Annotated in this window: 18 protein-coding genes and 1 pseudogene; 15 read left to right on the forward strand and 4 right to left on the reverse strand. The window is 69.2% G+C overall.

Going from position 1 to position 22736, the window contains the following annotated elements:
- The first annotated feature begins 49 nt into the window (after positions 1-49).
- The 7 genes from D8S75_RS15190 to D8S75_RS15220 all read left to right on the forward strand — a co-directional run bounded on the left by D8S75_RS15190 (position 50) and on the right by D8S75_RS15220 (position 11202).
- Positions 50-391, forward strand: a complete 342-nt coding sequence (locus D8S75_RS15190; RefSeq protein WP_119967198.1) for a hypothetical protein — start codon at positions 50-52, stop codon at positions 389-391.
- Positions 373-2664, forward strand: coding sequence for a penicillin-binding protein 1C (pbpC, locus tag D8S75_RS15195; RefSeq protein ID WP_119967199.1), 2292 nt, complete (start codon positions 373-375; stop codon positions 2662-2664). Before D8S75_RS15190 ends, pbpC begins: the two co-directional genes overlap by 19 nt.
- Positions 2665-2742: 78 nt before the next feature.
- A complete protein-coding gene (locus D8S75_RS15200; protein ID WP_119967200.1) occupies positions 2743-5043 on the forward strand; it encodes a diguanylate cyclase domain-containing protein in 2301 nt (766 codons plus the stop codon).
- A 159-nt stretch (positions 5044-5202) separates the two neighbouring features.
- Positions 5203-6366 (forward strand): alpha-hydroxy acid oxidase, encoded by a 1164-nt coding sequence (locus D8S75_RS15205; RefSeq protein ID WP_119967201.1) that lies wholly within the window; start codon positions 5203-5205, stop codon positions 6364-6366.
- Positions 6367-6549: 183 nt separating this feature from the next.
- Positions 6550-7782 (forward strand): DNA polymerase Y family protein, encoded by a 1233-nt coding sequence (locus D8S75_RS15210; protein WP_119967202.1) that lies wholly within the window; start codon positions 6550-6552, stop codon positions 7780-7782.
- A gap of 109 nt (positions 7783-7891) precedes the next feature.
- Positions 7892-9454, forward strand: coding sequence for a methyl-accepting chemotaxis protein (locus D8S75_RS15215; RefSeq protein WP_119967259.1), 1563 nt, complete (start codon positions 7892-7894; stop codon positions 9452-9454).
- A 185-nt stretch (positions 9455-9639) separates the two neighbouring features.
- Positions 9640-11202: a methyl-accepting chemotaxis protein gene (locus tag D8S75_RS15220; protein ID WP_119967203.1), complete on the forward strand. Its 1563-nt coding sequence runs from the start codon at positions 9640-9642 to the stop codon at positions 11200-11202.
- A 19-nt stretch (positions 11203-11221) separates the two neighbouring features.
- On the opposite strand, the gene queF is transcribed toward D8S75_RS15220, so the two are convergent.
- The 4 genes and pseudogenes from queF to D8S75_RS15240 form a co-directional block, all read right to left on the reverse strand.
- The gene (gene queF / locus D8S75_RS15225) at positions 11222-12067 is read right to left on the reverse strand and encodes an NADPH-dependent 7-cyano-7-deazaguanine reductase QueF (RefSeq protein WP_119967204.1); all 846 of its coding nucleotides are present in this window, start codon (positions 12065-12067) and stop codon (positions 11222-11224) included.
- Between the two features lie 59 nt (positions 12068-12126).
- A pseudogene (locus D8S75_RS15230) lies at positions 12127-12792 on the reverse strand (prolyl hydroxylase family protein); the annotation flags it as partial.
- An 81-nt stretch (positions 12793-12873) separates the two neighbouring features.
- Positions 12874-13650, reverse strand: coding sequence for a peroxide stress protein YaaA (gene yaaA, locus D8S75_RS15235; protein ID WP_119967206.1), 777 nt, complete (start codon positions 13648-13650; stop codon positions 12874-12876).
- An 88-nt stretch (positions 13651-13738) separates the two neighbouring features.
- Complete coding sequence (locus D8S75_RS15240; protein ID WP_119967207.1) at positions 13739-16741, reverse strand: Rne/Rng family ribonuclease; 3003 nt, start codon at positions 16739-16741, stop codon at positions 13739-13741.
- 585 nt (positions 16742-17326) lie between these two features.
- On the opposite strand from D8S75_RS15240, the gene D8S75_RS15245 reads away from it, so the two are divergent.
- Genes D8S75_RS15245 through D8S75_RS15280 form a run of 8 tightly spaced genes read left to right on the forward strand, consistent with a single transcriptional unit; the run spans position 17327 to position 22700 of the window.
- Positions 17327-18358: an RluA family pseudouridine synthase gene (locus D8S75_RS15245; RefSeq protein ID WP_119967208.1), complete on the forward strand. Its 1032-nt coding sequence runs from the start codon at positions 17327-17329 to the stop codon at positions 18356-18358.
- On the forward strand, positions 18355-19026 hold the full coding sequence (locus tag D8S75_RS15250; RefSeq protein WP_119967209.1) for an HAD family hydrolase: 672 nt from the start codon (positions 18355-18357) through the stop codon (positions 19024-19026). Before D8S75_RS15245 ends, D8S75_RS15250 begins: the two co-directional genes overlap by 4 nt.
- Before the next feature lie 10 nt (positions 19027-19036).
- On the forward strand, positions 19037-19414 hold the full coding sequence (locus D8S75_RS15255) for a Rieske (2Fe-2S) protein (protein WP_119967210.1): 378 nt from the start codon (positions 19037-19039) through the stop codon (positions 19412-19414).
- Between the two features lies 1 nt (position 19415).
- A complete protein-coding gene (locus tag D8S75_RS15260; protein ID WP_119967211.1) occupies positions 19416-20462 on the forward strand; it encodes a S49 family peptidase in 1047 nt (348 codons plus the stop codon).
- Positions 20463-20501: 39 nt separating this feature from the next.
- Entirely contained in the window at positions 20502-20900 is a 399-nt protein-coding gene (gene hisI / locus D8S75_RS15265) for a phosphoribosyl-AMP cyclohydrolase (RefSeq protein WP_198673224.1), read from the forward strand.
- 5 nt (positions 20901-20905) lie between these two features.
- A complete protein-coding gene (locus D8S75_RS15270) occupies positions 20906-21247 on the forward strand; it encodes a phosphoribosyl-ATP diphosphatase (protein ID WP_119967260.1) in 342 nt (113 codons plus the stop codon).
- A gap of 39 nt (positions 21248-21286) precedes the next feature.
- Entirely contained in the window at positions 21287-21676 is a 390-nt protein-coding gene (locus tag D8S75_RS15275; RefSeq protein WP_119967212.1) for a DUF4870 family protein, read from the forward strand.
- A complete protein-coding gene (locus tag D8S75_RS15280) occupies positions 21669-22700 on the forward strand; it encodes a patatin-like phospholipase family protein (RefSeq protein ID WP_119967213.1) in 1032 nt (343 codons plus the stop codon). Before D8S75_RS15275 ends, D8S75_RS15280 begins: the two co-directional genes overlap by 8 nt.
- Positions 22701-22736: the final 36 nt, after the last annotated feature.

Below are 22736 nucleotides of genomic sequence, written 5' to 3' on the forward strand. Positions count from 1 at the left end.
TCCCGCGCTTATCCATCAAGCGTTTCAGGCTTTTTTGGCTTTTAAAACCATGGGGCCTGACATCGCGCTGCGCTGGGTGAAGCTGGCCCACACGGCCATCTGGGCCGTCCTGGCGGGCTGTGTGGTGGCCATTCCGGTCTTCGCGTTCCAGCGGCGGCTGGAGGTGGCTGCGGCGCTCATCGCCGTGGTGCTGGGCGAGGTGCTGGTGCTCGCGTTCAACGGCATGCGCTGCCCGCTCACCGATGTGGCGGGCCGCTACACGGCCGAGCGCCAGGCCAATTTCGACATCTACCTGCCGCTCTGGCTGGCCCGGCACAACCAGCGCATCTTCGGCGCGCTGTACGCGGTGGGCGTGGCATACACGGCGGCGGCATGGTGGGCGGGGCGGTGACGCGGCTTGGCGCGTGGTTGGCGGGTGGGGCGCTGGCGCTGGCCGTATTGCCCGCCTGGGCCCTGCCCACGTTCGACGAGGTGCGGCAGGCCCACCGCCCGTCCGAGGTGCTGGTGCTCTCGCGCGAGGGCGAGGTGCTGCAGCGCGTGCGCCAGGACGCCAGCGTGCGCCGTGGCCCGTGGGTGCCGCTGCCGGAGATCTCGCCCGCGCTGCGCACCGCCCTGGTGCTGAGCGAAGACAAGCGCTTTCACGAGCACAGCGGCGTGGACTGGCGCGCGGTGTCGGCCGCCGCCTGGGGCAACCTGTGGAACCGGCGCACGCGCGGCGCCAGCACCCTCACCATGCAGTTGGCGGGCCTGCTCGACGATGACTGGCGCCAGGGCGCGGGCGGGCGCAGCGTGGCGCAAAAGCTCGGCCAGACCGTGGCCGCGCAGGTGCTGGACCGGCGCTGGCGCAAGGACCAGATCCTGGAGGCCTACCTGAACCTGGTGCCGTTCCGGGGCGAGATCGTGGGCATCGATGCGCTCAGCCGCACGCTGTTCGGCAAGGCCGCGCACGGCCTGGATGACCGCGAGGCCGCTGTGGCCGCCGCCCTGGTGCGCGCGCCCAATGCCCCGCCCGCGCAGGTGGCCCGGCGCGCCTGCGTCGTGCTGCGGGACATGCAGCGCCAGGCCCGCGCGGCGCGCGTGGACTGCGATGCGCTGGGCCTGTTCACCGAGGGCGCGCTGCAGCGGCGCGGCTGGCCCGCCAGCGAGGGCGTGGCGCCGCATTTCGCGCGGCGGGCGCTGGCGCAGGCGGGCGGGCCGGCGCGGGAGCGCATCGCCACCACGCTGAGCGCGCCGCTGCAACGCTTCGCCGTGCAGGCGCTCACGCAGCACCTGCGCGAGCTGCGCGGCAGCAACGTGGAGGACGGCGCCCTCGTCGTGCTCGACAACGCCACGGGCGAGGTGCTGGCCTGGGTGGGCTCGTCGGGCAGCCTCAGCGATGCCGCCGAGGTCGATGGCGTGCTGGCGCCGCGCCAGCCGGGTTCCACGCTCAAGCCCTTCCTGTATGCCCAGGCCATCGCCGAGCGGCGGCTCACGGCGGCCTCGCTGGTGGAGGACTCGCCCGCGCACATCGCCACGGCGGGCGGGCTCTACATTCCGCAGAACTACGACCGGCAGTTCAAGGGCTGGGTGTCGGTGCGCACCGCGCTGGCGTCCTCGCTCAACGTGCCGGCGGTGCGCGCGCTGGTGATGGTCTCGCCCGATGCGTTCTTCCGCCAGCTCGTGGCCGTGGGCCTGCCGCTGCGCGAGAGCGGCGGCTACTACGGCTACAGCCTGGCGCTGGGCAGCAGCGAGGTGCAATTGCTGCACCTGGCCAACGCCTACCGCACGCTGGCCAATGGCGGGCGCCACGGCCCCGTGGCGCCGCCCGTGCAGCCGGCGCGCGCGGCCGCGCCGGCGTTCACGCGTGTGATCGATGAAGGCGCGGCCTTCATCGTGGGCGACATCCTCGCCGACGCCAACGCGCGCGCGCGCACCTTCGGCACCGACAGCGTGCTCGCCACGCGCACCTGGAGCGCCGTGAAGACCGGCACCAGCAAGGACATGCGCGACAACTGGGCCCTGGGCTGGTCTGCGCGCTACACCGTGGGCGTGTGGGTGGGCAACGCCAGCGGCGCCGCCATGCACGATGTCAGCGGCACCAGCGGCGCGGCCCCGGTGTGGGCCGCCGTGATGGCCCACCTGCACGCGCGCGCGCCCAGCCGCGCCCCGGCGGCGCCGCGCGGCGTGGCGCGCCTGCCGGTGCGCTTCGGCCCGGCGCCGGAGGGCGGCACGGCGCTGGAGGCGGCGCGTAGCGAGTGGTTTCTGCACGGCACGCAGCAGGCCTTGTTTGCTATTGATAGCATAGCTATTGGCGCTGATGGGGCGGGCGCTGGAGGCCTGAAAGGCATGAAGCCCGTGCACCGTGCCACCGCCGAGGGCGCCGCCGCCGGGGTGCGCATCGCCACGCCGGTGCCGGGCACCATCGTCGCGCTCGACCCCGACATTCCGCCCGCGCGCCAGCGCCTGTGGTTCGAGGCCACGGGCCACCCGCCGGGCCTGGCGCTGCGCTGGCGCATGGACGGCAAGCCGGCCGGGCAGGGCGCGCGGTGGGCCTGGCTTCCCTGGCCGGGCCGCCATGTGGTGCAGCTCACCGATGCGCGCGGCACCGTGCTCGACGAGGTGCGCATCGAGGTGCGCGGCGCGGGTGTCGCGGGGCGCCATGAAAAGAGCTTGAACAAGCGCTAACGGAACCTGGGTACCGGTTTCGTGGTAGTGCCAGGGGGGCTTGCACTTACAATGGGTAGCAAGCACCCCGCGAACCCGATGCGCCATTTCTTCTCCCAGCGCCTCATATGGCTGTCCCTGCTGTTGAGCCTGGGCATTGGTGCCATGGTGGCGCGCACGGTCTGGACCATGCGGGCGGACGAATGGGATTTCGCCGCGCGCACCAACCGCAATCTGGTGAATGCGTTGGAGCACTCCATCGGCTGGACGCTGAACGCCATGGACCAGTCGCTGCAGGATGTGGCGCACAAGCTGGAGTACCCCGAGGTCATGGAACTGCCGCCGGCGCTGCGCAGCCGCGTGCTGTTCGACCGCCCGCTGCGGGGCGCGGGCATCCTGGATGTCTATGTCCTCGACCACCGGGGCGACGTCCTCATCGATTCAGGCGCCCTGACGCCCCCCCAGGCCAACTACGCCGACCGCGATTACTTCCAAGCCCTGATGACGGGCACCCAGGAGGGGCTGGTGATCGGCAAGCCCGTCATGGGCCGCGTGTCGAAAATCTGGATGCTGCCCGTGGCGCGCGCCTACAAGGGCGCGGACGGCAAGGTCGCCGGGGTGGTGGTCAGTTCCATCCGGGTTGGCTACTTCAACGAGCTCTTCAAGTCGCTGGATCTGGGCCCTGGCAGCGGCGTGAATCTGTTCCACGACAGCGGCACCATCGTGAGCCGCTACCCCTATGGGGATGCCGACGTGGGCAAATCCCTGGCAGGCACGCCGAACATGCGCCGTTTCCTGGAGGAGCGGTCGGGCAGTTTCGTGGGGATCTCGTTCCTTGATGGCGTGGAGCGTTTCTACACCTTCCGGCATGTGGGGCAATACCCCCTGCTGGTGAATGTCGCCCAGCCGACCCGGGCGATCCTGGCCCGCTGGTGGGTCAATGTCCTGCAGCTGTCGGCCTTTGCCCTGGTGCTCATCGCCAGCTGCGTGGGGCTGGCCATCCTGTTCACGCGCGAGCTGGCGCGGCACCAGGAGACGGCCCGCCGGCTGCGGGAGACCGAGCACTACCTGCGCACCATCCTCGACAACCTGCCCTCCACCATCAGCTACTGGGATACGGCGCAGCGCAACCGCTTCATCAACAAGAGCAGCGTCGAACTGTACGGCCGCACCCCCGAGCAGATGCAGGACATGAGCGCCGCCGAGCTGCTGGGGCCGCACGACTACGCCGTGGTCGAGCCCTACGTGAAGCAGGCGCTGCAGGGCCACCCGCAGCTGTTCGAGCGCACCATCACCGATGCCTCCGGCGAGGTGCGGCACACCCACATTTCCTACACCCCCGACACGGACGAGGCCACGGGCAAGGTGCGCGGCATGTTCGTGCAGATGACCGACATCACCGAGCGCAAGCGCATGGAGGACGAGCTGTTCCGTGAAAAGGAGCGCATGCGCCTGACGCTGCAGTCCATCGGCGACGCCGTGGTCTGCACCGATGCCGAGGGCCGCATCACCTACCTCAACCCTGTGGCCCAGCGCATGACCGGCTGGCAGGCCTTCGACGCGGCCGGACGCGACGTGGACGAGGTGGCGCCGCTGTACCTGCCCAACGGCGCCCAGACCCAGCCCAGCCCGCTGCGCACCGCGCTCAAGACGCAGAACCCCTGCGGCCCCACGCGCGGCGTGGTGCTGCGCCACAAGGACGGCCAGCGCTTCGAGGTGGAGGAGTCGGCCAGCCCCATCATCGACCGCCACCGCCACCTCACGGGCGCCGTGATGGTGCTGCACGACGTCACCGAGACCATGGCCATGGCCGAGCGCATGGCCCACCTGGCGCAGTACGACGCGCTCACCGACCTGCCCAACCGCGTGTTGCTGCAGGACCGCGCGCGCCAGGCCCTGGCGCTGGCGCGGCGCCAGGGCAAGAGCCTGGCGGTGCTGTACCTCGACCTCGACGGCTTCAAGCAGGTCAACGACACCCTGGGCCACGACGTGGGCGACCAGTTGCTGGTGCAGTTCGCGCAGCGCCTGGTGGCCGCCATGCGCCAGTCCGACACCGTCTGCCGCCAGGGCGGCGATGAATTCGTCGTGCTGCTGCCCGGGCTGGAAAGCCCGGAGCAGGCCAGCGTGGTGGCGCGCAAGGTGCTGGCGGTGGTGAGGGAGCCCTTCGTGCTGCAGGGCCATGAACTGCGCGTCGGCCTGAGCGCCGGCATGGCGCTGTTTCCGCAGCATGGCGGCAGCTACGACGAGCTGGCGCGCCATGCCGACGCCGCCATGTACGCCGCCAAGCGCGCGGGCCGCATGCAGGTGCGCCGCTATGCCGGGCCCGACGCCGAGCCCGAGATCCTGGCGCCGGTGCCGGGTCAGGCCATCGGGCAGGATGGTGAATTGCTACTGAAATAGTAGCTGTCTGCGCCCGTGGATAGGGCGCTATAGCCTGTTTTTATGTTTTGCCTGCGGAGGCATGCAAATTTGTTGCAGGGCCGCGCAAATAATTTTGATGGCCCAGGCCCGTGGCGCGCCCTACCATTGCCGCCAGCAAAAACCTCCAGGAGCCACCGCGTGTCCGACCTCTCCACCATCACCTGCATCGAAGACCTGCGCCGCATCGCCAAGCGCCGCGTGCCGCGCATGTTCTACGACTACTGCGATTCGGGCTCGTGGACCGAAGGCACCTACCGCTCCAACGAGGAAGACTTCCAGAAAATCAAGCTGCGCCAGCGCGTCGCGGTGAACATGACCGGGCGCACCACGCGCACCACCATGGTGGGCCAGGACGTGGCCATGCCCGTGGCGCTGGCACCCACGGGCCTGACCGGCATGCAGCATGCCGATGGCGAGATCCTTGCGGCCCGCGCGGCGCGCGACTTCGGCGTGCCCTTCACGCTCTCGACCATGAGCATCTGCTCCATCGAGGACGTGGCCCAGCACGCCGGCCCCGGCTTCTGGTTCCAGCTCTACGTGATGCGCGACCGCGACTACATCGAGCGCCTGATCGACCGCGCCAAGGCCGCCGGCTGCTCGGCCCTGCAGCTCACGCTGGACCTGCAGATCCTGGGCCAGCGCCACAAGGACATCAAGAACGGCCTCTCGTCGCCGCCGAAGCCCACGCTGGCCAACCTCATCAACCTGGCGACCAAGCCGCACTGGTGCCTGGGCATGCTGGGCACGAAGCGCCGCACCTTCGGCAACATCGTCGGCCATGCCAAGGGCGTGGGCGACATGTCCTCGCTGTCGTCCTGGACGGTGGAGCAGTTCGACCCCGAGCTCAACTGGGGCGACGTGGAGTGGATCAAGAAGCGCTGGGGCGGCAAGCTCATCCTCAAGGGCATCATGGACGCCGAGGATGCGCGCCTGGCCGTGGACAGCGGCGCCGATGCGCTCATCGTCAGCAACCATGGCGGGCGCCAGCTCGACGGCGCGCCCTCGTCCATCGCCGCGCTGCCCGGCATCGTGCAGGCCGTGGGCCAGGACATCGAGGTCTGGATGGACGGCGGCATCCGCAGCGGCCAGGACGTGCTCAAGGCCCGCGCCCTGGGCGCGCGCGGCACGCTGATCGGGCGCAGCTTCCTCTATGGCCTGGGCGCCTATGGCGAGCTGGGCGTGACGCGCGTACTGGAGATCATCCGCAAGGAGCTCGACCTGACCATGGCCTTCTGCGGCCGCACCGATATCAACCAGGTCGATACCTCCATCCTGCTGCCGGGAACGTATCCCACGGCGTGAAATGACAACCCCCTGAGTGGCTTCGCCACTTCCCCCTTCTCTTGCCTTGCTGCGCAATGCGGAAGGGGGACGCCACCAGCGCGGCGGGGCGGCCCTTGCGCGGTGGCCGCTGGCCTGGGTCGTGCCCCTTTTGCCAGTCGTGCGGATGGCGCACCAGCGGATCGGTGGCATTGATTGCGCACAATGGCGGCCGTGACCGCCATCGAACCCCTGCCGCGCCGCATCGCCCACCTGGACATGGATGCCTTCTATGCCAGCGTGGAGCTGCTGCGCTACCCGCAACTGCAGGGCCTGCCCGTGGTGATCGGCGGCGGGCGGCGTGGCTGCGACAGCCGGATCACGGCCGAGGGTTCGGGCCTGCCGCTGCACGAGATTCCGCTGGCGGACTTTCCGCTGCTCAAGGACTACACCGGGCGTGGCGTCATCACCACCGCCACCTACGCGGCGCGCGCGTTCGGCGTGGGCTCGGCCATGGGGCTGATGAAGGCGGCGCGCCTGTGCCCGCAGGCCATCCTGCTGCCGGTGGACTTCGACGAGTACCGGCGCTATTCGCGCCGCTTCAAGGAAATCATCACCGACATCGCGCCCGTGATGGAGGACCGGGGCGTGGACGAGGTCTATATCGACTTCACCCATGTGCCCGGCGGACAGCGCGAGGGCGGGCGCGTGCTGGCGCGCCTGATCCAGAAGGGCATCTTCGACGCCACGGGCCTGACCTGCTCCATCGGCGTGGCGCCCAACAAGCTGCTGGCCAAGATGGCGAGCGAATTCCACAAGCCCAAGGGCATTTCCATCGTGCACGAAGCCGACCTGCAGACGCTGGTCTGGCCGCTGGCCTGCCGCAAGATCAATGGCATCGGCCCCAAGGCCGATGAGAAGCTGGCGCGCCACGGCATCCACACCATCGGCGAGCTGGCCGCGCGTCCGCGCGACTGGCTGGTGCAGCATTTCGGCAAGGCCACGGGCGCCTGGCTGCACGACGCGGCCTGGGGGCGCGACGCGCGCCCCGTGGTGACCGAGAGCGAGCCCGTGAGCATGAGCCGCGAGACCACCTTCGACCGCGACCTGCACGCTGTGCACGACCGCGCCGAACTGGGCGCCATCTTCACCGACCTGTGCCAGCGCGTGGCGCAGGACCTGCAGCGCAAGGGCTACATGGGCCGCACCATCGGCATCAAGCTGCGCTACGACGACTTCCGCGCCGTGACGCGCGACCAGACGATTGCCGAGCCCACGCACGACGCCGCCACCATCCGCCGCGTGGCCGGCCTGTGTCTCAAGCGCGTGCCGCTGGACCGGCGCCTGCGTCTGCTGGGGGTGCGGGTGGGGGGGCTGTCGCGCCCCGACGACGGCCCTGCGCCGTCGGCGGGCGAGGGCGCCCAGGGCATGACAGGGGTCAATGCCGAGTTGTTCTAGCTTTCGTTCCCCGGATTGACGATAGTCAAGAGATAAATGTAACGCGTGGTTAATATATTTTTTCGATACTCCCAACCACCGTTACTTGTCAGGGTCTGAATCCATGCCCATGCGTATCAATCTGCCAGTCAGCAACAACGAATACGACTACCCTGGCGAAGAGCTCCTGATGTCGACCACCGACAACAAGGGCGTCATCACGCACTGCAATGCCGCGTTCATGCGGGTCAGCGGCTACACCATGGATGAGCTCATGGGCCAGCCGCACAACCTGATCCGCCACCCCGATGTGCCGCCCGAGGCCTTCAAGGACCTGTGGTCCACCATCGGCCATGGACGCAGCTGGAGCGGCATCGTCAAGAACCGGCGCAAGAACGGCGACCACTACTGGGTGCGCGCCAACGTCACGCCCATCATGGTCAAGGGCAAGCCCCAGGGCTACATGTCGGTGCGCGCCAAGCCCACGCGCGAGGAGGTGCGCGCGGCCGAGGGGCTCTACGCCAAGATCCGCCAGGAACGCGAGGCCGGCGTGCAGTCCTTCATCCTGCACGCGGGCCGCGTGCGCTACACGGGCTGGCGCGACTGGATCGGCAAGCTGCAGCGCACCAGCTTCACGCAGCGCCTGGCGGCCATGATGCTGCCGCTGCTGGCCGTGGCGCTGGCGCCAACGCTGATGGGCTGGAGCGGGCCGCTGGTGGCGGCCCTCCAGGCGGCGCTGATGCTGTCGGTGGGCGGTGTCATCCTGTGGCGTTTTCACCGCCGCATCACCTCGGCGCTGCACGATGCCAACCGCCTGGCGGGCGACATCGCCGGCTGCAACCTGGGCACCAACGGCTGCAATGCCGATGGCCGCCACCCGATGGCCCTGCTGATCGACCGCCTGCACCAGATCCAGATCAACCTGCGCGCCGTGGTGGGGGATGCGCGTGGGGAAATCGGGGCCTTTGGCAGCATCTCCAACGAGATCGCCCAGGGCGCGCAGGACCTGTCGGCGCGCACCGAATCCCAGGCCAGCAGCCTGGAGGAAACAGCGGCCTCGATGGAGGAACTCGCCAGCACCGTGCGGCAGTCGGCCGACGCCGCGCAGCAGGTGCTCAAGGAGAGCGAGCACAGCGCCGAGCTGGCCCAGCGCGGCGGCCAGGCCGTGGCGGAGGTCAGCGCCGTGGTGCAGGCGATCGAGCAATCGTCGCGCAAGATGGGCCAGATCATCGCCACCATCGAGGGCATCGCATTCCAGACCAACATCCTGGCCTTGAACGCCGCCGTGGAGGCCGCCCGCGCGGGCGAGCAGGGCCGGGGCTTCGCCGTGGTGGCCAGCGAGGTGCGCGCGCTGGCGCAGCGCAGCGCGGCGGCGGCCGGCGAGATCCGGGGGCTGATCGGCGAATCGGGCGCGCACATCGAGCGCGGCGCGCAGCAGATGCAGTCGGCCGGCCAGACCATCGAGGAGGTGGTGCAGTCCGTGGCGCATGTGAACCAGCTCATGGGCCAGATCGGCGTGGCCGCGCGCGAGCAGTCGATCGGTATCTCGCAGGTGAACGAAGCGGTGAACGACCTCGACCGCGTGACGCAGCAGAACGCCGCGCTGGTGGAAGAGTCGGCCGCCTCGGCGCGGTCCATGAGCGACAACGCCGGCGTGCTGGGCCGCACGCTCGACGTGTTCAAAATGCCCTGAGGCCGCACGGCCGCCATGCCCCGCAGGACCGCGCGCGGGCGTGGGTGCGGGCTTCATATAGCGTAAAACTATTGCCCTGGCTGTTTGGACAGGAATTCCCGAGGGGCCTGCAGGCCCCATGGTGTTGACATAAATTGTCACAAACAGCCCATCTATCCTCCCATCACACTCTGAGACTTGGACCCATGCGCGTCAATCTGCCCGTCACGAACACCGAATACGACTTCCCGGCCGATGAGCTGCTGATGTCCACCACCGACACCCAGGGGGTCTTGACGCATTGCAACGCGCCCTTTGCCCGCGTGAGCGGCTACTCCATGGAAGAACTCATGGGCCAGCCGCACAGCATGATCCGCCACCCGGACATGCCCCCCGAGGCCTTCAAGGACATGTGGGCCTCCATCGGGCGTGGGCGCAGCTGGACGGGCTTCGTCAAGAACCGGCGCAAGAACGGTGACTTTTATTGGGTCCAGGCCCATGTCACGCCCATCATGCGGCAGGGCAAGCCGCAGGGCTACCTGTCGGTGCGCACCAAGCCCACGCGCGAGCAAATCCAGGCGGCCGAGGCCTTGTACGCGCGTGTCAAGCAAGAGCGCGAATCCGGGCGCCAGACCTTCGTGATCCACGCCGGCGGTGTGCGCAGCACCAGTGTGTGGGACAACTTGCGCAAGCGCTACCGCTCGGGGCCCACGCTGCGTCTCACGGCCATGCTGCTGCCGCTGATGCTGGTGTCCTTGCTGCCCGGCTGGATGGGCTGGAACGATGGCATGGCCGTGGCCTTGCAGACGCTGGCCTGGCTGGTGACGGCGGGCTTGGTGCTCGCGCGTTACCACTTCAGCATGACTTTGCCGATCCGCAGCCTGCGCCGCCTATTGAATGGCATGTCCAGCGGAGACCTGACGCACCGCGAGCCGCCCCTGCCGATGACCCATGTCCTGGGCAAGGTGATGGCACGGGTGCAGCGCCTGCAACTCAACATCCGCGCCGTGGTGGGGGACGCCATGGAGGAAATGGAGCGGTTCAGCTCGATTTCTTATGAGATCGCCCAGAGCGCGCAGAACCTGTCCGGGCGCGCCGAGTCCCAGGCCAGCAGCCTGGAGGAGTCCGCGGCCGCCATGGAGCAAATGGCCAGCACGGTGGAAAACTCCAACGAAGCGGCGCAAAAAGTGCTGCGCGAAAGCCAGCACAGCGCCGAATTGGCGCGCCAGGGGGGCGAGGCCGTGACGGATGTCGGTCAGGTGGTGCAGTCCATCGAGCAGTCCTCGCGCAAGATGGGGCAGATCATCTCGACCATCGAGGGCATCGCGTTCCAGACGAACATCCTGGCGCTCAATGCCGCCGTCGAGGCCGCCCGCGCGGGCGAGCAGGGCCGGGGCTTCGCCGTGGTGGCCAGCGAGGTGCGCAGCCTCGCGCAGCGCTCGTCCGAGGCGGCCAAGGAGATCCAGGCGCTCATCGGTGAATCGGCGACCAATATCGAACGCGGCGCGCGCCTGATGCAGTCGGCCAGCCAGACCATCGAGCAGGTGGTGGAGTCCGTGACGCATGTGAATGCGCTCATGGGGCAAATGGGGGTGGCGGCGCGCGAGCAGTCGGAGGGCATCTCCCAGGTCAACGAGGCGGTCAACCATCTCGACCGCGATACCCAGCAGAACGCCGCCCTGGCGGAGCAGTCGGCCGCCTCGGCCAGCGCCATGAGCGACAGCGCCGCCGTGCTGGGCCGCACGCTGGCGGTCTTCCGGTTGGACTGACCCGGCCCGAGCGCCGAGCCTACTGCCGCGCCGTGCGGGTGTTGAGCGGCAGCTGCTGCGGGTGGCTGGTGCGCCAGGGGTTGATGTCCAGGCCGCCCCGGCGCGTGTAGCGCGCGTACACCTCCAGCTTGATGGGCTTGCAGCGCGTCCACAGGTCCATGAAGATGCGCTCGACGCACTGCTCGTGGAATTCGTTGTGGTCGCGGAAGCTCACGATGTACTGCAGCAGCCCTTCCTGGTCGATCTGCGGTCCGCTGTAGGCGATGCGCAGGCTGCCCCAGTCGGGCTGGCCGGTCACCAGGCAGTTGCTCTTGAGCAGGTGGCTCACCAGCACCTCGCTGACCGGCGCTTCGTCGAAATGCGCGCGCAGCAGTTCCGGCGCGGGCTGGTACTGGGTGCATTCGATGTCCAGGCGGTCGAGGCTCAGGCCGTCGAGCTCGTGCACCGGCTCGCGGTCGAACTGCTCGGGCAGGGTCAGCCGCACGCCCACGGTGCCCGGGTGCTCGGCGCCGCGCCATGCGGCTTCGCTGATGTCGGCGCGGATGCGCGCCTGCACGTCCTGCGCGCTGGCGAAGCGCGTGCTGTTGAAGCTGTTGAGGTAGAGCTTGAACGATTTGCTCTCGACGATGTTCGGCGTCTCGCAGGGCACGGTGATGTGCGCCAGCGCCACCTGCGGCTTGCCGCGCTCGTTGAGCCAGGACAGCTCGAACGCCGTCCACAGATCGGCGCCCAGGAAGGGCGGCGTGGCCTCGATGCCGATCTCGGCGCGCTTGGTGGCGCGCGGGATGGGGAACAGGAGCGAGGCGTCGTACCGGTCGGTGTAGGCGGAGGCCTTGCCCAGTTGGGACTGTTCGGGCTGGTTCATGGTTTTGCTATCTAAAATATAGCTGCTGGCGCTTGATGGACGGGCGCCAGAGCCTTGTTTTATTCAAAATGCCGCTCGCGCATCCACTGCGTGGCCACCCATTTTTCGCCTGCCAGCACGGGCGCGCCGCCGTGCAGGGTGCGGGTGCTGGGGTGGGGCCGGTCGTAGCGGAAAAAGACCGCATTGCCCTGCCGGGGCGCCACTTCCAGACCGAGGTCGGGGAAGACGGTGCCGCCGCCCTGTCCGGGGGTGTTCAGGTACATCACCAGCGTGGCCAGGCGCTGGCCGCCGCGCTGCAGGATGCTGGGCGTGCCGGGCTCCGCCGGGTCGAAATAATCGTAGTGCGGTTCATACTGCGCGCCGGGCCGGTAGTGCAGCACCTGCAGGGGCTCGCAGTTCCCGGCGGGCCAGTGCAGCAGCCGCTCCAGGCGGGCCTCGATGGTGCGCAGCAGCGCGCTTTCGCCGCGCTCGAAGAACATGCCGTCGCTGGTGCGGTGCACATTGAGCTCCTCGCCGCCGGTACGCGTGTGCACGGTGAGCGAGCGCTCCATGCGCGGCTGCGCGGCCTCGATCAGCGCCGCGCATTCCTCGGGCGAGAGCAGGTTGCCCAGCAGCACGAGGCGCGGGTCGCGCAGCGACAGCAGCACCTCGACCTGGCGGTCGCCCGCGTCGATCTGCGTGGGCGCGTCCCGCAGCACGGGGCCGGGGCGGGGAAACGCGGTGGGGAAGGGGGGACTCTGGTCGGTCATGGCGGGGGCCTCGTCAGCCTGTCATTAGACCAAAGTCGCCCGGCAGTGCCGGCCTGGTCATCGCGCCTGGCGGCGGAACACCAGACGGTCCGGCCCCGAGACGGCGGGCGCGAAGGCGTAGCCCTCGGCATCGAAGTCTTCGAGCTGGCCGGGCGTGGTGGCGCGCCGCACGATGGCGTGGCGCGCCATCAGGCCGCGCGCGCGCTTGGCGTGGAAGCTCACGATCTTGTAACGACCGCTGCTCCAGTCCTCGAACACGCATTCGACCACGCGGGCACGCAGCACCTTGCGGTCCACCGACTTGAAGTATTCCTGCGACGCGAGGTTGAGCACCAGGGGGGCGGTCTCGCCCTGCAGGCGGGTGTTGAGGTGCTGGGCGATGCGTGGTCCCCAGAATTGGTAGAGCGTGCTGCCTGCCGGCGTGGCCAGGCGCGTGCCCATTTCCAACCGGTAGGGCTGCATCCAGTCGAGCGGGCGCAGCACGCCGTAGAGGCCGCTGAGGATGGCCAGGTGCTGCTGCGCCCAGCCGAGGTCGGCGCTATCGAGCGTGCGGGCATCGAGCCCTTCGTACACATCGCCGTTGAAGGCCAGCAGGGCCTGGCGCGCGTTGCGGGCGCTGCATTCGGGTGTCCAGGCCGCGTAGCGCGCCACGTTGAGCGCGGCCAGCGGGTCGCTGATCTTCATCAGCGATGCGATGTCCTGCGGCGACTTCTGGCGCAGCACCTCGATCAGTTGCGCCGACTGGGCACCGAACAACGGCGCGCTGTGCGCCAGGTTCGGGGGCAGGGGGGTGTCGTAGTCCAGGGACTTGGCGGGCGACAGCAGGATCAGCATGGGCGGGGGCTGAAAAAGGACTGGCCCCGGATGGGGCCAGTGGACTTCGGACAGGGACGCCCCGTGGGCGTCTCCTGCACGGGCGGGGTCAGGCGTTGGGGGCCTGCTCGAAGGGCAGCTGCATGTCGCGCAGGTCGCGGCGGGTTTCCACCAGCACCAGCGGGCCGTCGTCGAGCACCACGGCGGGCGGGCGCTCGCGCGGCACGCGCACCGGGCGCGGCTCGGCGGCGATGGCGGCCTGCACGGCGGCCACCTTGCCGGCGTCCGATAGCACCCACTGCAGGCCGGAGCCCTGGGCGATCTGCTGCATTTCCTCGACCGGCAGCGCGTAGGGGCGCACCGCGGGCATGGCGCCGTTGCCGGTGTCCGCCGCTGCGGGAGCCGCCGCCACGGGGGCCGGGGTCGGGGGGGCTACGGCGGCAGGCGCGGCGGCCACGGGCTCGGCGCGCTCGGGCGCTGGCTCGGGGGTAGCCGGTGCCATGGCCGCCGGGGCCGCGGCGGGCGCGTTGAAGTAGCTGCGGCGCGGCGACTCCTGGGTGACCACGGGCTCGGCGGCGGCGCCTTCGAGGTTGAAGTCGAGCAGGGCGCCTTCGGCCGGGGCCTCCTGGCGCTGCTCGCTCCGCTCCTGGCGTTCGCCGCGTTCGCCACGCTGGCGGTCGCGGCCGTAACGGTCGCGCGAACGGCGCTCACGGCGCTCCTCGCCTTCGGCGGCGGGGGCGCCCGGGGCCGTTTCATTGCCGGTCAGGTCCAGGTCGGGTAGCGAGGCCAGGGGGGCCGTGTCGGCGAAGTCTGCGGCCTGGCCTTCCGGGGCGCGGGGCTGGCGCTCGCGGCCTTCGCCGCGCGGGCCGCGCTCACGCCGGCCGCCGCGCGGCGCGCGTTCGCCACGGGCTTCGTTGCGGGCTTCCACGGAGGCTTCGGTGCCGGCTTGCACCACCACGACGGCTTCCCCGGTCTGGGCCGTGCTTTGCAGGGGTTGTTGCTCGGCGGCCGGGCGGGCCTCGGCGCCGTCGCGGCGGCCCCGGCCGCCTTCGCGCCCTTCACGGTTCTCGCGCGGCGGGCGGTTTTCCGGGTTGCGCGCCTCGGCGGGGCGCTCGCCGCGCTCGCCACGGCGGCCTCGGCCTTCGCCGTTGCCGTTGCCTTCGCCACGGGGGGCGCTGCGTTCGCCATTGCGTTCGCCACGCTCACCACGCTCACCACGCTCACCGCGTTCGCCACGACGGCCTCGGCCTTCGCCGCTGCGTCCGTCGCGGCGCGGTTCGCGGGCCGGTGTTTCCGCCGTGGGTGCCGCGGCCGGGGCGGGCACGGCGGCAGGCGCCTCGCCCATGCCGAACAGGCTCTTGATCCAGCCGAAGAAGCCCTGCTCCTGGGGCGCAGCGGCCTGGGGAGCGGGCGTGGCCGGGCGAGCGGCCTGGGGCTGCGCGGCGGGCTTTTGCGGGCTGCGCGGCGCGCGGGCCGGCTCTTCGGCACGGACCGGTGCCTGGGGAGCGGGCGCGTCGGGCAGCACGCCCTTGATCACGGGCGTCTGCTTGTTGGTGGGCTCCTGCGAGCGGCGCGTGACGGAGGTCGGGTCCTCGAACTCCTCGGCGAGCTTGTAGCTGGCGTCCAGGTGGTCCAGGCGTGGGTCGTCGTGCTTGAGGCGTTCCAGGCGGTAGTTGGGGGTTTCCAGCGTCTTGTTGGGCACCATCAGCACGGCCACGCGCTGCTTGAGTTCGATCTTGGCGATCTCGGTGCGCTTCTCGTTGAGCAGGAAGGAGGCCACTTCCACCGGCACCTGGCAGTGCACGGCGGCGGTGTTGTCCTTCATGGACTCTTCCTGGATGATGCGCAGGATCTGCAGCGCGGAGCTTTCCGTGTCGCGGATGTGGCCGGCGCCGCCGCAGCGCGGGCAGGGGATGGACGAGCCTTCGCTCAGCGCGGGCTTGAGGCGCTGGCGGCTCATTTCCATGAGACCGAACTTGGAGATGGTGCCGAACTGCACGCGGGCGCGGTCCTGGCGCAGCGCGTCGCGCAGGCGGTTTTCCACTTCGCGGCGGTTCTTCGACTCTTCCATGTCGATGAAGTCGATCACGATCAGGCCGCCCAGGTCGCGCAGGCGCATCTGGCGCGCCACTTCGTCGGCGGCTTCCAGGTTGGTGCGGGTGGCGGTTTCCTCGATGTCGCCGCCCTTGATGGCGCGGGCCGAGTTCACGTCCACGGACACCAGTGCCTCGGTGTGGTCGATCACGATGGCGCCGCCGGACGGCAGGCTCACGGTGCGGGCGTAGGCGGATTCGATCTGGTGCTCGATCTGGAAGCGGCTGAACAGGGCCGCGTCGTCGCGGTAGCGCTTGACCTTGCCGGCATGCTCGGGCATGACGTGCGCCATGAACTGGTGCGCCTGCTCGTAGATGTCGTCGGTGTCGATAAGGATGTCACCGATGTCGTTGTTGAAGTAGTCGCGGATGGCGCGGATCACCAGGCTCGATTCCTGGTAGATCAGGAAAGCGCCCTTGCCGCCCTTGGCGGCGCCGTCGATGGCGTTCCAGAGCTTGAGCAGGTAGTTCAGGTCCCACTGCAGCTCGGGGGCGCTGCGGCCGATGCCGGCGGTGCGCGCGATGATGGACATGCCGTTGGGGTACTCCAACTGGTCCATCGCCTCCTTCAGCTCGGCGCGGTCCTCGCCCTCGATGCGGCGCGAGACACCGCCGCCGCGCGGGTTGTTGGGCATCAGCACCACGTAGCGGCCGGCCAGGCTGATGAAGGTGGTCAGGGCCGCGCCCTTGTTGCCGCGCTCTTCCTTCTCGACCTGGACCAGCAGCTCCTGGCCTTCCTTGATGACGTCGTTGATGCGCGCCTGGCTGGGCGAGACGCCGGGGGCGAAATACTGGCGCGCGATTTCCTTGAAGGGCAGGAAGCCGTGGCGGTCCTCGCCGTAGTCGACGAAGCAGGCCTCCAGCGAAGGCTCGACGCGGGTGACGACCGCCTTGTAGATGTTGCCCTTGCGCTGCTCGCGCCCTTCGATCTCGATTTCGTAGTCGAGGAGCTTCTGTCCGTCGACGATGGCCAGGCGCCGTTCTTCGGCTTGCGTGGCGTTGATGAGCATCCGCTTCATGATGCGATTCCTTCTTCTTGTACGCGGGAGGGCGGCGCGGCAACAGTCATGCCGCCGCGCTGCGGACCCGTGATCCAAACACAAACAGGCTCTGCTGGAGCCAACGATGCCTGGACTGACGCTCTGGAACGAAGGGAATTGCCGCTTATGCCAGCACGCCCCGCGCGGCTTTTCGCAGCGCGGGTGGTGGCGGGGGCGCGTGGATGGGGGCGAGCCTGGGGATGTGCAGATGCGCTATGAAATAAATAGCTTTCTGCGCAGGCGGGATGGGCGCTGCCGTGCGATTCAATGCCCATGGCAGGGGCAGACGCCACCGCCAGAGGGATTGAAACATCATCACCAGTGCCAACATGTTCGCTTTGATCCGCTGGCAGCCGGGGCCCGGGTAGGGTCGCCTGCCAGATGGGGGTATTCCGTATCAGTGTTCCAATGAGTCAGCCACCCGTGCGGCGCGCAGGCCATGGCAGGCAACTGGCCTGTCATCTGCATGCACGACGCCCGCCGGCATCGACCTGCCTGCGCGCGGGGAAATGGCCGTGTGGACTAAACTCCAGACGAATCAACCACTTACAAAACACTGCGCAGGTGAAACACATTATAGGGGCCAAACCGGCTTCGCACCGCCCCGGTCATCCCGTACCCCCGGCCGCCAGCGGGGCTCCCGCCGCGCGCCTGATCGGCGTCGACGCCGATTCGGCGGGCCAGCGGCTGGACAACTTCCTGCTGCGCCATCTCAAGGGCGTGCCCAAGACCCATGTCTACCGCATCATCCGCAGTGGCGAGGTGCGCATCAACAAGGGCCGGGCCAGTGCCGACACGCGTGTGCAGGAAGGCGACCAGGTGCGTCTGCCGCCGGTGCGCGTGTCCGACAAGATCGCCGAGAAGGCCGAGCGCCCCGCGCCCGCGCGCGAATTCCCCCTGCTGCTGGAGGATGAGCACCTCATCGCCATCGACAAGCCCGCCGGCACGGCCGTGCACGGCGGTAGCGGCGTCAGTTTTGGCGTGATCGAACAACTGCGCCAGGCGCGGCCGCAGGCGAAATTCCTGGAACTGGTGCACCGGCTCGACCGCGAGACCTCGGGCATCCTGCTCGTTGCCAAGAAACGCAGCGCGCTCACGCACCTGCAGGACCAGTTCCGCGAGCGCGAGACCGGCAAGACCTACCTGGCGCTCGTCATCGGCGCCTGGCCCGCCAACAAGAAGGTGATCGACTCGCCGCTGCACAAGTATTTGCAGGCGGACGGCGAGCGCCGCGTGCGCGTCACCACCCCGGACGACCCCGACGGCATGCGTTCCATCACCCTGGTCAAGGTGCGCTCCACCATGGAGGCGCGGCCGGACGAGGGGCTGCCGGCGTTCTCGCTGCTCGAAGTCACCATCAAGACCGGGCGCACGCACCAGATCCGCGTGCACCTGGCCAGCCAGGGCCATCCCATCGCCGGCGACGAGAAATACGGCGATTTTGACCTCAACCGCCGCCTGCACAAGCAGGGGCTCAAGCGCATGTTCCTGCATGCCTGGCGCCTGCAGTTCAACCACCCCGCCAGCGGCGAGCGCATCGCGTTGCTCGCGCCCCTGCCGCCCGACTTGGCCCCTTTTGCGCCGCCCGCCCCATGAACCCTGTCCACCGCTCTCGCCGCTTTGACCTGGTCGCTTTCGACTGGGATGGCACGCTGTTCGATTCCACCGCCATCATCGTGCGCAGCATCCAGGAGGCCGTGCGCGACGTGGGCGGCACCGTGCCCAGCCACCAGGATGCCGCCTACGTGATCGGCATGGCGCTGACCCAGGCCCTGGCGCATGCCGCGCCCGACGTGCCGCCGGAAAAATACCCCGAACTCAACCTGCGCTACCGCTACCACTACGCGCGCCACCAGGACGACCTGAGCCTGTTCGACGGCGTGCTGCCGCTGCTGGCCGGGCTGCGCGAGCGCGGCCACCTGCTCGCCGTGGCCACCGGCAAGAGCCGGCGCGGCCTGGACGAAGCGCTGCACAGCGTGAGCCTGCGCGGCGTGTTCGACGGCTCGCGCACCGCCGACGAGACGGCCGGCAAGCCCCACCCGCTGATGCTGCAGGAGCTGATGGCGGAATTCGACGTGCCGCCCGAGCGCGTGCTGATGGTGGGCGACACCACGCACGACCTGCAGATGGCGCTCAACGCCGGCTGCGCCAGCGTGGGCGTGAGCTATGGTGCCCACGAGCCAGATGCCTTCGCCGCGCTCGGCCCTCTGCACGTGGCGCATTCCGTGGCCGACCTGCATGGCTGGCTCATGCGTGAAGCCTGACGATTCCCCGATGACGACCGATCTCTCCCAAGCCATTCCCCTGTGCGCCAGCACCGACCTGCGGGACGGTGGTCTCGCCGTGCCCTTCGACGTGGTCTATGCCGGCCAGACCTGCCGCGCCTTCGCCATCCGCTTCCAGGGCCGGGCGCACGCCTACCTCAACCGCTGCGCCCATGTGCCCATGGAAATGGACTACCAGGAGAACCGCTTCTTCGACGACAGCGGCCGCTGGCTGATGTGCGCCACCCACGGCGCCACCTACGCGCCCGACACCGGCACCTGCGTGGCCGGCCCCTGCCGGGGCGGCCTGGTGAAGATCGCCCTCACCGAACGCGATGGCATGGTCCACTGGCATACTGCGAACCACCTCCAGCCCATCGAGTTCTGACATGACCGAGCCGAACCAGTTCCCTTCCGGCGGATCTGAGCAAAAACCATCTGCAACGCCCGATCTGTGGGCGCAAGCAGCTCCTAATACAGGAGCGAAAGAGCCGGCGCCCGGAGCCCCCGGCTGGGAGCGCGGTGTGCTGGAGAAACTGGCCTTCGCCGCGCTGAACGAGCAGCGCGCCGCGCGCCGCTGGCGCACCTTCACGCGGTTGTGCTGGCTGGTGTTCTTCGTCATCGTGGCCTGGGTCGTGATGTCGCGCGAGATGGCGGCCACCGCGAGCAAGAGCGCGCCGCACACGGCCGTGGTGGACATCAAGGGCGAGATCGCCGCGGGCACCGACGCCAGCGCCGACAACGTGGTGGCGGCCATGCGCAGTGCCTTCGAGGACGAAGGCTCGCGCGGCGTGGTGCTGCTCATCGATTCGCCCGGCGGCAGCCCGGTGCAGGCCGGCATCATCAACGACGAGGTGCGCCGCCTCAAGGCCAAGCACGGCAAGCCGGTCTACGCCGTGGTCGAGGAAACCTGCGCCTCGGCGGCCTACTACATCGCCGCCGCGGCCGACGACATCTACGTGGACAAGGCCAGCATCGTGGGCAGCATCGGCGTGCTGATGGACGGTTTCGGCTTCACCGGCACCATGGAAAAGCTGGGCGTCGAGCGCCGCCTGCTCACGGCGGGCGAGAACAAGGGCTTCCTCGACCCGTTCAGTCCGCAGACCGAGAAGCAGCGCGCCTTCGCCCAGACCATGCTCGACCAGATCCACCAGCAATTCATCACGGTCGTCAAGGAAGGCCGGGGCGAGCGGCTCAAGGCCACGCAGGAAACCTTCAGCGGCCTGTTCTGGACGGGGCAGCAGGCCGTCGAGCTGGGCCTGGCCGACCAGCTCGGCAGCCTGGACTTCGTGGCCCGCGAGGTCATCAAGGCCGAGGAAATCATTGATTACACGCGCCGCGAGAATGTCGCCGAGCGCCTGGCCAAGCGTTTCGGCGCGGCCATGGGCGCCGGGGCGGTGCAGGCGGCGCGCTCGTTCGTACCGCAGGTGCGCTGAGGCCGGTGCGGGGCCGGGGCCCCGCCCAAATCACCGACAATGGGCCCCATGAACTGGCTCAACGAAGTGAAATGGGACGCGCAGGGCCTGGTGCCCGTGATCGCGCAGGAAAAAGACACGGGCGACGTGCTGATGTTCGCCTGGATGGACCGCGAGGCGCTCCAGAAAACCGCCGAGCTGGGGCGGGCGGTGTATTTCAGCCGCTCGCGCGGCAAGCTCTGGTTCAAGGGCGAGGAATCGGGCCATGTGCAGACCGTGCACGAGATCCGCATCGACTGCGACAACGACGTGCTGCTGCTCAAGGTCACCCAGCTGGGCCACGATCCCGGCATCGCCTGCCATACCGGTCGCCACAGCTGCTTCTACAGCGTGCTGCGGGATGGTGTCTGGCAGCCGGCCGATCCGGTCTTGAAAGACCCCCAAACCATCTACAAATGATCCCCATGACAAGCTCCGACACCCTGGCCCGCGTGGCCGCCACCATCGAGAGCCGCAAGGCCGCCCAGGGCGGCGACCCCGAGACCAGCTATGTGGCGCGCCTGCTGCACAAGGGTCCGGACGCCTTCCTGAAGAAGATCGGCGAGGAAGCCACCGAGGTGGTGATGTCCGCCAAGGACGTGGACCATGGCGCCGACCCGGCCAAGCTGGTTTACGAGGTGGCCGATCTGTGGTTCCATTCCCTGATCGCGCTGGCGCACTACGGCCTGGGTCCGGCCGACGTGCTGGCCGAGCTGGAGCGCCGCGAAGGCACCAGCGGCATCGCGGAGAAGGCCGCGCGCAAGTAACGAACGCCGGCACGATCCACGCCAGGAAGGAGACGCCCCATGAACGACGACATCATCGACGTCCAGACCCGCGCGGAGCGCGCCGAGGGCCTCAAGGCCTGGGGCTGGGTCAGCTACCTGCTGCACTTGATCGTGGCGGTGGGTGCGGTGGTCCCGGGAGCGCAGCCGGGGGCCGCGCTGCTCATCGTTGCCCTGGTGATCGACCTGGTGAAGAAGGGCGACGCCGAAGGCACCTGGCAGGCCAGCCACTATGCCTGGCGCATCCGCACCGTGCTGTGGGCCGGGGTGCTGTACGTGCTGACGGCGCCCCTGTGGTTTCTGTTCCTGTTGCCGGGCTGGATCGCCTGGGGCCTGATCTCGATCTGGTTCCTCTACCGCATCGTGCGCGGCATGGTGACCATGAACCAGGATCGGGCCATCAATGCCTGAGTCCGGGCGGCCGCTGCCGCGCCTGAACCTGGCGCTGCAAGGGGGCGGCTCGCATGGCGCGTTCACCTGGGGCGTGCTCGATGCCCTGCTGGAGGACGGCGGCTTCGATTTCGAGGGCATCAGCGGCACCAGCGCGGGCGCCATGAATGCCGTGGCCATGGCGCATGGCTTCGCCCAGGCGGCCCGCGAGCACGCGGACCCGGTCGAGGCGCGCCGGGCCGGAGCAGACCTCGCGCGCGCCACCCTCGCGCGGCTGTGGGAGGGGGTGGGTGCCATGGGCAGCCTGTCCTGGGGCGCGCCGCTCACGCAGGCCTTTCCGGCGCTGCAGCTCATGACGCAGTGGCTGGCGCCCGCGCAGGCCAATCCCCTCGACATCAACCCCCTGCGCCGGTTGCTGGAGCGGGTGGTGGACTTCGACCTGTTGTGCTCGGTGCGCCAGGCCGTGCCGCAGGTGTTCGTCTGCGCCACCAATGTGCGCACCGGGCGTGGCGAGATTTTTGCCGGCCCGCGCCTGTCGGCCGACGCGGTGATGGCCTCGGCCTGCCTGCCAATGCTGTTCAAGGCCGTCGAGATCGAGGGCGAGCTGTACTGGGACGGCGGTTTCTCGGGCAACCCGGCCCTGCACCCGCTGATCTACCAGACCGGGTGCAGCGACATCCTGCTGGTGCAGATCAACCCCATCGAGCACCTCGGCGTGCCCGACACCGTGCCCGAGATCATGGACCGCATGAACGAGGTGACCTTCAATGCCAGCCTGCTGGCCGAGCTGCGCGCCATCGAGTTCGTGCGCCGGCTGCTGGCCGAGGGGCGGCTCGACCCGCGCCGCTACAAGGATGTGCGCATGCACCGCATCGACGGGGGCTCGCCTCTGGCCGGCCTGGGGTTCGCCAGCAAGGCGCGCGCCGATCAGGCCTTCCTGCGCCAGCTCTTCGCCCTGGGCCGCACGGCGGGGCAGGCATGGCTGGCCGCGCACCGGCAGGACGTGGGCGTGCGCGCGAGCCTGAACCTCGCGCACAATGCATGACCCTTTTCCGATCATCTGCCGCCTTTCCATTCGACC

The organism is Simplicispira lacusdiani (genome assembly GCF_003604195.1).
Lineage (GTDB): Bacteria > Pseudomonadota > Gammaproteobacteria > Burkholderiales > Burkholderiaceae_C > Simplicispira > Simplicispira lacusdiani.